The sequence below is a fragment of the Stenotrophomonas sp. STEN022 genome, from assembly GCF_056760155.1.
Genome location: NZ_JBRREG010000131.1, coordinates 1 through 9,695 on the forward strand (window position 1 = coordinate 1; position 9,695 = coordinate 9,695).

The window sequence follows — 9,695 nt, forward strand, 5'->3', positions numbered from 1 at the left end:
GCTGACGTTGCCTGGCCCCAGGCAACTGCGTCGTCTGATGAACAGCGTGCTTCGCGGCCTACGCCGCTCCTGCAGGCAAATACCTGTTGCTCGGGCCGTCAAGCAGCAGGCTGCGGTCATCTGCGCTACCCTTGCGCCGCTTCCATCCCCGTGTTCCCTGCATGTCCCAGATTGATCCAGCCCTCAACGACGAACAGTGGATGCGCCACGCGCTGGCGCTGGCCGATCGTGCGCAGCGCGAGTTCGATGAAATTCCGGTTGGCGCGGTCTTGGTGGGCGCCGATGGCGCGCTGCTGGGCGAAGGCTGGAACCTCAATATCGCCAGCCATGACCCCAGTGCGCATGCCGAGATTGTTGCCATGCGCCAGGCTGGCAAGGCGCTGGGCAATCACCGGCTGATTGGCAGCACCTTGTACGTGACGCTTGAGCCTTGCGCGATGTGTGCGATGGCCTTGGTGCACGCGCGCATCGCGCGGGTGGTATTTGCCGCCACCGATCCCAAGACCGGTGCCTGCGGCAGCGTGTTCGATCTGCTCACCGATCCACGCCACAATCACCGTGTGCAGGTGCAGGGCGGGGTGCTGGCACAAGAGGCCAGCCTGCGCCTTACCAATTATTTCAGGGCCAAGCGCGGGCGTCCGTTGCTGACCCCGGACGATCTTTGACGTAGCTCCCACCTTGGGCAGGGGTATCATGTGCGCTTCGAAATTCCGGCCGTGCGGTATTTGACCGCCGGCCCCAAGCACGAGGCGGCACATGGCGGACAACAACGCGGGTAACGATCGGTTGATCTGGATTGATCTGGAAATGACTGGTCTGGATACGGACAACGATTCCATCATCGAGATCGCTACCGTCGTCACCGACGGTCAGCTCAATGTGCTGGCCGAAGGCCCCGAGTTCGCCATCAGCCATCCCTTGGCCACGCTGGAAGCGATGGACGAGTGGAACCGTAACCAGCACCAGCGCTCAGGCCTGTGGCAGCGGGTGCTGGACAGCACCATCACGGTTGGCCAGGCCGAAGCCAGGACCATTGCCTTCCTGCAGGACTGGATCAAGGCCGGCGCCTCGCCGATGTGCGGTAATTCGATCTGCCAGGACCGGCGCTTCCTGCACCGGCAGATGCCGCGGCTGGAGAAGTACTTCCACTACCGCAACCTCGATGTGTCCACCATCAAGGAATTGGCCAAGCGCTGGTCGCCGACGGTTGCTGCCGGTGTGAGCAAGACGTCCAGCCATACCGCGCTCAGCGATGTGCACGATTCCATCGCCGAACTGCGCCACTACCGGCAGTTCATGGGCGTGCTGGCGGGCTTGCCTGAAGCAGGTTGAAACGAATGACCGAGCTTGCTCTGCGTCTGCATGACAACGCGCAGGATCTGACCGATCTGGAGCGTGCGGTGGGTTTGCTGGAGTCGCCCACGCTCACCGCCAAGATGGCCAACCTGATCGGTGGGCCATTGGAATTCGCGGTGCGCAAGCTGCCCTCGGCGGTGTCTTCGCGCATCCAGGGCGTCACCGAAGCGGCCCTGTACAAGGCTGCGCAGACGGCGCTGTGGACGATGGACAACAAACAACCCGGCAAGCCTGCATCACCACGCCTGCACAAGCTGGCGGCGGCGGCTTCTGGCGCGTTGGGCGGGGCAGGTGGCCTGCCGGCACTGGCGATCGAGTTGCCGTTGTCGACCACCATCATCATGCGCGCGGTAGCCGATGTCGCCCGCAGCGAAGGTTTCGATCTGAATGAGATGGCAACCCGGCAGGCCTGTCTTGAGGTGTTTGCGCTGGGCGGAAATTCCGGTCAGGACGATGCCAGCGAAACCGGTTATTACCTTGCGCGTGGCTTCACCACCGAGGTGATGCGGCACCTGTCGGCGGAGTTGGCCGGTAGCGCGATCAGTGGCAGCCATGGGGTGCTGCTCGGCTTGGGGCCGAAGGAAGCCGGCAAGTGGCTGGCCAGGATCGTCGAGAAGATCGCTGCCCGCTTCGGGGTGGTGGTGTCAGAGAAGTTTGTTGCACAGGCAGTGCCGGTGATCGGCGCGGTGGCCGGTGCCACCTTGAACACCATGTTTACCGCTTATTACCAGGACATGGCGCGCGGCCATTTCATCATCAAGCGGCTGGAGTCGAAGTACGGCTTTGATACCGTGCGGCTGGCCTATGGCGGGCTTACCGGTCGCCTGCGCCTCTGATGGTGCACACCCCGCGCTGATGGCAGGCGTTGCCTTCACCTGTTGCGAAGCCCATGCTGGCTAGCCTGTGCCCTTCTTACGGAGCGAGGTGGTCATGAGCCAGTACAAGATCGCGGTTTTCGTCGGCAGTCTGCGCAAGGAATCGATCAACCGGCGGCTGGCGCTGGCGCTGGAGAAGCTGGGCGGTGATCGGGTCAAGTTTGACTACATACAGATCGGTGACATCCCGCTGTACAACCAGGATCACGATAGCCAGTTCCCGGCGCAGGGTACGCGCATGAAGAACCAGGTGCGTGCCGCCGATGCGGTGCTGTTCGTCACCCCTGAATACAACCGTTCGATTCCCGGTGTGCTGAAGAACGCCATCGACACTGCGTCGCGCCCATACGGCGACAACGCTTTTGCCGGCAAACCGGCAGCGGTGGTTGGCACCTCCATTGGTGCGATCGGCAGCGCCCTGGCCCAGCAGCACCTGCGCAACGTGCTGGTATTCGTCGATCTGGCGGTGATGCCGCAGCCGGAGGCCTTCCTGCATTTCAAGGAAGGGCTGATCGAAGCTGACGGCAGCATCAGCAATGAGGGCACCCGCCAGTTCCTGCAGGGTTTTGTCGACAAGTTCCTGGTCTGGATCGAGCGCCAGCACCGCGCCTGAAGTCCTGGGGGAGCAGGGCGGCGCTGATGCTGCCCATGCGATAATCCGCCCCCGGCGCTGCAATGGCGTCGGGTGCTTGTTTCTGTATGCCAGCCCAATCCCCAGCCCTTGCAGGCTTGGGTTGTGGACAGGTTATCCACAGACTTGTACGTATCCCGGTGGGCAATGCCCACCTACCATGGCCGCACGGCCTTATTGCAGGAATAACGCTTTTCATGTCCGCCCGTACTGGTTTCCGTTCCGACCGCGACCGCGGTGACCGCAATGACCGCTCCGATCGCAGCGAGCAGCGCATCGACGCTTTGCGCGTGCCCCCTCATTCGGTGGAAGCCGAGCAGGCCGTGCTTGGCGGCCTGATGCTGGCACCCGAGGCCTATGACCGGGTCAACGAGGCGCTGACCGACAAGGATTTCTACCGGCGTGACCACCAGCTGATCTACCGTGCGATCCGCGAGCTGTCCGAGCGCGATCGTCCGTTCGATGCGGTCACCCTGGGTGAATGGTTCGAGTCGCAGGGCAAGCTGGATATGGTCGGCGACGGTGCCTACCTGATCGAACTGGCCAGCACCACGCCGTCGGCTGCCAATATCGGTGCCTATGCCGAGATCGTGCGCGACAAGGCGGTGCTGCGGCAGCTGATCCAGGTCGGCACCGATATCGTCAATGACGGTTTCCAGCCCGAAGGCCGGGACAGTGCCGAACTGTTGCAGACCGCCGAGAAGTCGGTCTTCGCAATCGCCGAACAGGGCGCGCGCGGCCGCACCGACTTCGTTGCCATGCCCGGTGCGTTGAAAGACGCCTTCGAAGAGCTGCGCAATCGCTTCGAGAACGGCGGCAACATCACCGGCCTGCCGACCGGTTATAACGATTTCGATGCGATGACCGCCGGTCTGCAGCCGACCGATCTGATCATCCTGGCCGCGCGTCCGGCTATGGGCAAGACCACCTTCGCCTTGAACATTGCCGAGTACGCGGCGATCAAGTCGAAGAAGGGCGTGGCGGTATTTTCGATGGAAATGTCCGCATCGCAGCTGGCGATGCGCCTGATCTCGTCCAACGGCCGCATCAATGCGCAGCGCCTGCGTACCGGCCAGCTTGAGGACGAGGACTGGAGCCGCGTCACCGGCGCCATCCGCATGCTGAAGGAAACCAAGATCTTCATCGACGATACGCCTGGCGTGTCGCCGGAAGTGCTGCGTTCCAAGTGCCGCCGGCTCAAGCGCGAGCACGACCTGGGCCTGATCGTGATCGACTACCTGCAGCTGATGAGCGTGCCGGGCAACAGCGAGAACCGCGCCACCGAAATCTCGGAAATCTCGCGTTCGCTTAAGGGCCTGGCCAAGGAGTTGCACGTGCCGGTGATCGCGCTGTCACAGCTCAACCGCTCCCTGGAAACCCGTACCGACAAGCGCCCGGTGATGGCTGACCTTCGCGAATCCGGCGCTATCGAGCAGGATGCGGACATGATCGTCTTCATCTACCGCGACGATTACTACAACAAGGAAAATTCGCCGGACAAGGGCCTGGCCGAGATCATCATCGGCAAGCACCGTGGTGGCCCCACCGGTTCGTGCAAATTGAAGTTCTTCGGCGAGTACACCCGCTTTGACAACCTGAGCCACGATTCGGTCGGTTCATTCGAGTAAGCGGGAGCTGTTGCATGTCCACCGCCATTGTCTGGTTCCGCCGCGATCTGCGGCTGCGTGACAATCCGGCGTTGCAGGCCGCGATCGAGGCCGGTCACCAGATAGTACCGGTCTATATCCATGCGCCGCAGGAGGAGGGGGCTTGGGCGCCGGGCGCTGCCTCCGACGCTTGGTTGCACCATTCGCTGCAGCAGCTCGACGCCCAACTGCGCGGCATCGGCTCGGCCTTGCTGCTGCGCAGTGGCGACAGCATGGCGCAGCTGCAGACATTGATTGCTGAAAGCGGTGCCGAGGCGGTTTACTGGAATCGCAAATATGAACCTGCCACGCAACCACGTGATGCAGCGATCAAGCGTGGCCTGCGCGAGCAGGGCCTGCATGTGGAAAGCCACAACGGCTATCTGCTGTTTGAACCCTGGGAACTGGCCACGCTGCAAGGTGGTCCGTACAAGGTGTTCACGCCGTTCTGGCGCAACGCGCTGACCCGTTGGCGTCTGCCTGCCATGTCCGAAGCGCCGCGCAAGCTAAGTTCGCCGAAGCTGTCGGGCTTGCCCTTGCAGGCGCTTGGGCTGAAACCTCGTCTGGATTGGGATGTCGGTTTCTGGGAGCACTGGCAACCCGGCGAAGCCGGCGCGCAGGAAGCACTGGAAGTCTTCGCCGATGGCGCGCTCAATGGCTACCGCGAGCAACGCGATCTGCCGGACCGCACGGGTACCTCGCTGTTGTCGCCACACTTGCATTTCGGCGAGATCGCACCGTGGCGTATCGCTTACACGCTGGAAAGTATGCGCAGTGCTGGCCGTGATGCGGACATCGATGGCTATATCCGCCAGTTGGGTTGGCGCGAGTTCTCCTGGCATCTGCTGCATCACTTTCCGCAGACCAGTGACGTCAACCTCAATCCACGCTTCGAGCGTTTTGCCTGGGAGCCGGCGCAACCGGAGATGCTGGCGGCGTGGCAGCAAGGCCGTACCGGCATTCCCATCATTGACGCGGGCATGCGTGAGTTGTGGGCAACCGGCTACATGCACAACCGCGTGCGGATGCTGGTGGGCAGTTTTCTGTGCAAGCACATGCGCATGCACTGGAAAGAGGGCGCACGCTGGTTCTGGGACACCCTGGTGGATGCCGACCTGGCAAACAACAGCATGGGCTGGCAGTGGATCGCCGGCACTGGTGCGGATGCGGCGCCGTATTTCCGCGTGTTCAATCCGGTGACGCAAGCGCAGAAGTTCGATCCAAACGCCCGCTACATCAGCCGTTGGGTACCCGAACTGGCGGCGCTGCCGGTGAAGGCGCGGTTCTCGCCCTGGCAGTTCCCACAGCTGCTGACGGAGCTTGCGCCAAGCTACCCGACCCAGCCCCTGGTGGACCTTGCCCAGGGCCGGGATGAGGCCTTGGCCGCGTACCAGCGTTGCCGCTGACATTGGCTTAACGTGCAAGACAGTTAGATGAATGGACACCTGTGACGAAGGTTGAGGATCACGCAGGTAATGCGTCGCGATGTTTATGCTTGCCCGGCAAATCCACGCTGGCCAGTCCGGCCTATCAGGAGACTCAGATGACCACCCTTACTGTTGTTCGTAATCTTTCCATTGGCTTGGTGGCGGCAGCCGTCCTCTCGGCCTGTGCTACCGGTGGCTCGTATGTGCAGCAGGACCAGTACGGCAATCAGACCCAGCAGCAGAACAAGACCGGCAAGGGCGCGTTGATCGGCTCGGCCATCGGTGTTGCGGCCGGCCTGCTCAGCGGCGGCAACGCCACCGAGCGTCGCCAGCGCGCAATGGTCGGTGCCGGTATCGGCGCACTCGGCGGTGCTGCGGTTGGTAACTACCAGGACCGTCAGGAGCGCGCACTGCGTGAGCGTACGGCCAACACCGGTATCGACGTGCAGCGCGAAGGTGACAACATCACCCTGAGCCTGCCCGACGGCATCACCTTCGATTTCAACAAGACCACGCTGAAGCCGCAGTTCTACGGTGCGCTCAATGGCGTTGCCAGCACCTTGAGCGAGTACAACCAGACCATGATCGAAGTGGTTGGCCACACCGACAGCATCGGCAGTGATGCGGTGAACAACCGTATTTCCAAGGAACGTGCGGATGCGGTGGCGGCATACCTGACCGCACAGGGCGTGCAGCGTGAGCGCATTGAAACCCTGGGTGCAGGCAAGGCTTATCCGATCGCCGACAACAGCACCGATGCAGGTCGCGCGCAGAATCGCCGCGTCGAGATCCGCGTGATTCCGCTGCGTTCGTGATCGAAGCGGCTGCTTGATGTTGTAAACGAAGGGCCGCGCAAGCGGCCCTTTTTTGCTCCCTCCCTTGCGCCGCAGACGTAGGGGAGGGCTGGGGTGGGGTAGCTCCGGCCGTTGCTCCGGCTGTTGCTGTTGCTGCGGCTGTTGTTTCGGCTGTTGCTGTTGTTGTTTTGGCTTTGCCGTGGCTTTGGTTTTGCGCTTGTTCTGGCTACAGCTTTTGCTCCCTTCTCCCGCTTGCGGGAGAAGGTGGTGCGCAGCACCGGATGAGGGGGCTTTTGCTTTTGCTCTGGCTTTGGCTCGCGGAAAGTCCACTGCGCGCACTGCGGAGGCAAGGGTAAAAGCAAAGCGAAAGCGAAGGCGAAAGCGAAGGCGAAAGCGAAAGCGAAGGCGAAAGCGAAGGCGAAAGCGAAGGCGAAAGCGAAGGCGAAAGCGAAGGCGAAAGCGAAGGCGAAAGCTACCCCTCCCCAACCCTCCCCTACGCCTGCGGCGCAAGGGAGGGGGCAGAGCCAAAGCCAAAGGCAACAGCCAAAGGCAACAGCCAAAGCTATTCCGCCACCACCACGCTGTTGCGTCCCTTGCCCTTGGCTTTGTACAGCGCTGCATCGGCACGCGCAAACCAGTCCTGCCAGCGTCGCTCACCGGCATACATCGCCGCGCCTGCCGAGATGGTGATGCGGCCGCCTGGCCCGCGCAGCGATTCATAGACTGCTTTGCGCAGGCGCTCGGTAAAACGGAACAGCGCTTCTTGACTGCCGGTATCGGCAAGAATCACAAATTCCTCGCCGCCAAAACGAAATACCTGATCGTTCGCACGCAGTTCAAAACGCAGGATTGCAGCCAGGTCGGACAGGGCGGTATCACCGGCACCATGGCCGTAGTGATCGTTGACCTCTTTGAAATTATCGATGTCGATCACCACCAGACCTTGCCGGTAGCGCTCATCGCGGATGCCATCGATGTGCGCTTGCAATGATTTTTCCAAAGCGCGTCGGTTGGGGACGCCGGTCAGTGCATCCAGTGATGCCAGCATCTCAAGACGCGTGCGGTCGCCTTGCAGGCGGCGGGAGAAGTGGTAGCCAAAGCCGAATACCAGCACGATCACCGTCAGTGCCTGTAGGTGTGCAGGGTGACCGAGCAGCACGTTTGGCATGAGCAGCAGGCCGGCAACCAGCAACAGATTGAGCGGGGTGGCGATCTGGTTGCGGACAATGAAGAAATTGGACATCAAGGTCAGGTAGGTCCATGGCAGTGCGTCGCTACCCAGCTGCCAGGCGGAGAGCAGGCTGCCGCCTACCGTGCCCAGGCACAGCAACACACCGCCTGTCTCCAGGCGGGGCTTGCGCTGATGGATCCACACGCTGGCCAGCAAGGCCAGTGCCGACAACAGACAGCTGACTGCGGCAGCAAGGCGCTGCCCGTCAAACCACAGCCAAATCGCGAAGAACAGCAGGGCCAGTGTGGTGACCGGAGCAATGGTACGCAGCGGCACGCTGCGCAATGCCTGGGGCAGGGACGGGTGCGATTTTATGGAGGTTTTAGGGTCCATATGCAGCAAAAGATAGCAGCGGCGCTGTGTTTTTCGTATTCACCTGAATAGCGGCGCTCAGGCTCTGGCGAGCTTTGTGCAGATGGAGTACAAATGTACTCCATGACTGACCTCAGCCCGCGCCGTGCCGCCATCCTTCGCTATATCCGTGACCAGGTGAATGGGCACGGACAGGCGCCCTCGTTGGCCGAGATTGCCGCCGCCTGTGGGCTGGCATCACGCGGTGCGGCGCGCAAACACGTACTGGCCTTGAGCGAGGCCGGCCTGATCGAGGTGGCTGCCGGGCAGGCGCGGGGAATCCGCCCGGCGGGGCTGGCGCCGCGTGCGGAGCTGCTGCAGGTGCCCATCCTTGGCCGGGTCGCGGCGGGTGCACCGATCGGCGCCGATGCCGAGCTGGTCGATACCCTTGCACTGGACGAACGCCTGTTTGCCGCGCGTCCGGATTATCTGCTGAGGGTGCAGGGCGATTCGATGATCGACGACGGTATTTTCGACGGCGATCTGGTCGGCGTCCGGCGCAGCAGCGATGCACGCAACGGGCAGACGGTGGTGGCGCGATTGGACGGTGAGCTGACCATCAAGCGGCTCTCGCGCAGCGGCACGCGGCTGCGCTTGCTGCCGCGCAACCCGGCTTATGCGCCGATTGAAGTGCAGCACGATCAGGATTTCGCCATCGAAGGTGTGTTCTGTGGACTGGTGCGGCGCGGCTGATGGGCGCGGTTGTTGCCCTCGACAGCCTGCTGCACGAACGCCGGGTCTGGCGTGGCCGGCCTGCGCCGCTGCCGGCCAGCCGCCAGCCGACGGGCCATGCCTTGCTGGATGAGGCGCTGCCTACCGGTGGCTGGCCCGAGTCCGCACTGAGCGAGATTCTGTTGCCGGCCGAAGGCGTGGGTGAGTTGCAGCTGCTATGGCCCTCGCTGGCCCGCTTGACCCAGGCCGGTGAGCGCGTGGTGCTGGTGGCACCGCCGCATATTCCGTATGCGCCGGCCTGGCAGGCGGCGGGTATCGACCTGCGCCAGTTGCAGGTGGTGCAGGCCAATGATCAACGTGATGCGCTATGGGCGACTGAACAATGCCTGCGTTCGGGTAGCTGCGGTGCCGTGCTGTGCTGGCCGCAGATGGCCGAAGACAAGGCCTTGCGACGGCTGCAGGTGGCGGCCGAATCAGGGCAGACGCTGGGTTTTGCCAGCCGACCGTTGCAGGCTGCGAAGAATCCTTCGCCAGCTGCCTTGCGTATCGCCATCGATGCGCAGCCAGCGCAGCTGCGGGTATTGAAGTGTCGGGGGGGGGGGGGGGGGGGGCGCGCCCGGGGGGGGGCGACGCGGGGGGGGGGGGGGGGGGGGTGGGGGGTGGGGTGGGGGGGGGGGGCGTGGGGGTGGGGGTGGGGGGAGGGGGGGGGGGG

Annotated in this window: 9 protein-coding genes and 1 pseudogene; 9 read left to right on the forward strand and 1 reads right to left on the reverse strand. The window is 63.1% G+C overall.

Features of this window, described 5'->3' with window-relative positions; genetic code table 11:
• Positions 1-161: 161 nt before the first annotated feature.
• The 7 genes from tadA to ACVOMF_RS19230 all read left to right on the forward strand — a co-directional run bounded on the left by tadA (position 162) and on the right by ACVOMF_RS19230 (position 6,750).
• On the forward strand, positions 162-665 hold the full coding sequence (tadA, locus tag ACVOMF_RS19200) for a tRNA adenosine(34) deaminase TadA (RefSeq protein ID WP_481510684.1): 504 nt from the start codon (positions 162-164) through the stop codon (positions 663-665).
• Positions 666-756: 91 nt separating this feature from the next.
• Complete coding sequence (gene orn, locus ACVOMF_RS19205) at positions 757-1,332, forward strand: oligoribonuclease (protein ID WP_481510685.1); 576 nt, start codon at positions 757-759, stop codon at positions 1,330-1,332.
• A 5-nt stretch (positions 1,333-1,337) separates the two neighbouring features.
• Positions 1,338-2,192 carry an EcsC family protein gene (locus tag ACVOMF_RS19210; RefSeq protein ID WP_481510686.1) on the forward strand — a complete coding sequence of 285 codons (855 nt, stop codon included), beginning with the start codon at positions 1,338-1,340 and terminating at the stop codon, positions 2,190-2,192.
• Positions 2,193-2,286: 94 nt separating this feature from the next.
• A complete protein-coding gene (locus tag ACVOMF_RS19215) occupies positions 2,287-2,844 on the forward strand; it encodes an NADPH-dependent FMN reductase (protein ID WP_481510687.1) in 558 nt (185 codons plus the stop codon).
• 215 nt (positions 2,845-3,059) lie between these two features.
• A complete protein-coding gene (locus ACVOMF_RS19220; RefSeq protein ID WP_282267020.1) occupies positions 3,060-4,490 on the forward strand; it encodes a replicative DNA helicase in 1,431 nt (476 codons plus the stop codon).
• Positions 4,491-4,504: 14 nt separating this feature from the next.
• Entirely contained in the window at positions 4,505-5,914 is a 1,410-nt protein-coding gene (locus ACVOMF_RS19225) for a cryptochrome/photolyase family protein (protein WP_481510688.1), read from the forward strand.
• Between the two features lie 137 nt (positions 5,915-6,051).
• The gene (locus ACVOMF_RS19230) at positions 6,052-6,750 is read left to right on the forward strand and encodes a YiaD family glycine zipper/OmpA-like lipoprotein (protein ID WP_481510689.1); all 699 of its coding nucleotides are present in this window, start codon (positions 6,052-6,054) and stop codon (positions 6,748-6,750) included.
• Positions 6,751-7,291: 541 nt separating this feature from the next.
• Here ACVOMF_RS19230 and ACVOMF_RS19235 read toward each other — a convergent pair.
• Positions 7,292-8,236, reverse strand: a complete 945-nt coding sequence (locus ACVOMF_RS19235) for a GGDEF domain-containing protein (RefSeq protein WP_481510690.1) — start codon at positions 8,234-8,236, stop codon at positions 7,292-7,294.
• A 159-nt stretch (positions 8,237-8,395) separates the two neighbouring features.
• Between ACVOMF_RS19235 and lexA the strand changes: the two genes are divergently transcribed.
• On the forward strand, positions 8,396-9,004 hold the full coding sequence (gene lexA, locus ACVOMF_RS19240) for a transcriptional repressor LexA (RefSeq protein WP_481510691.1): 609 nt from the start codon (positions 8,396-8,398) through the stop codon (positions 9,002-9,004).
• Positions 9,004-9,582: pseudogene (gene imuA, locus ACVOMF_RS19245) on the forward strand (translesion DNA synthesis-associated protein ImuA); the annotation flags it as partial. The gene lexA and the pseudogene imuA, both read left to right, overlap by 1 nt.
• Positions 9,583-9,695 lie beyond the last annotated feature (113 nt).

Excerpts from the sequence above, each read along its gene's own strand:
- tadA (WP_481510684.1), top strand. The coding sequence starts at position 162 with ATGTCCCAGATTGATCCAGCCCTCAACGACGAACAGTGGATGCGCCAC.
- orn (WP_481510685.1), top strand. The coding sequence starts at position 757 with ATGGCGGACAACAACGCGGGTAACGATCGGTTGATCTGGATTGATCTG.
- ACVOMF_RS19210 (WP_481510686.1), top strand. The coding sequence starts at position 1,338 with ATGACCGAGCTTGCTCTGCGTCTGCATGACAACGCGCAGGATCTGACC.
- ACVOMF_RS19215 (WP_481510687.1), top strand. The coding sequence starts at position 2,287 with ATGAGCCAGTACAAGATCGCGGTTTTCGTCGGCAGTCTGCGCAAGGAA.
- ACVOMF_RS19220 (WP_282267020.1), top strand. The coding sequence starts at position 3,060 with ATGTCCGCCCGTACTGGTTTCCGTTCCGACCGCGACCGCGGTGACCGC.
- ACVOMF_RS19225 (WP_481510688.1), top strand. The coding sequence starts at position 4,505 with ATGTCCACCGCCATTGTCTGGTTCCGCCGCGATCTGCGGCTGCGTGAC.
- ACVOMF_RS19230 (WP_481510689.1), top strand. The coding sequence starts at position 6,052 with ATGACCACCCTTACTGTTGTTCGTAATCTTTCCATTGGCTTGGTGGCG.
- lexA (WP_481510691.1), top strand. The coding sequence starts at position 8,396 with ATGACTGACCTCAGCCCGCGCCGTGCCGCCATCCTTCGCTATATCCGT.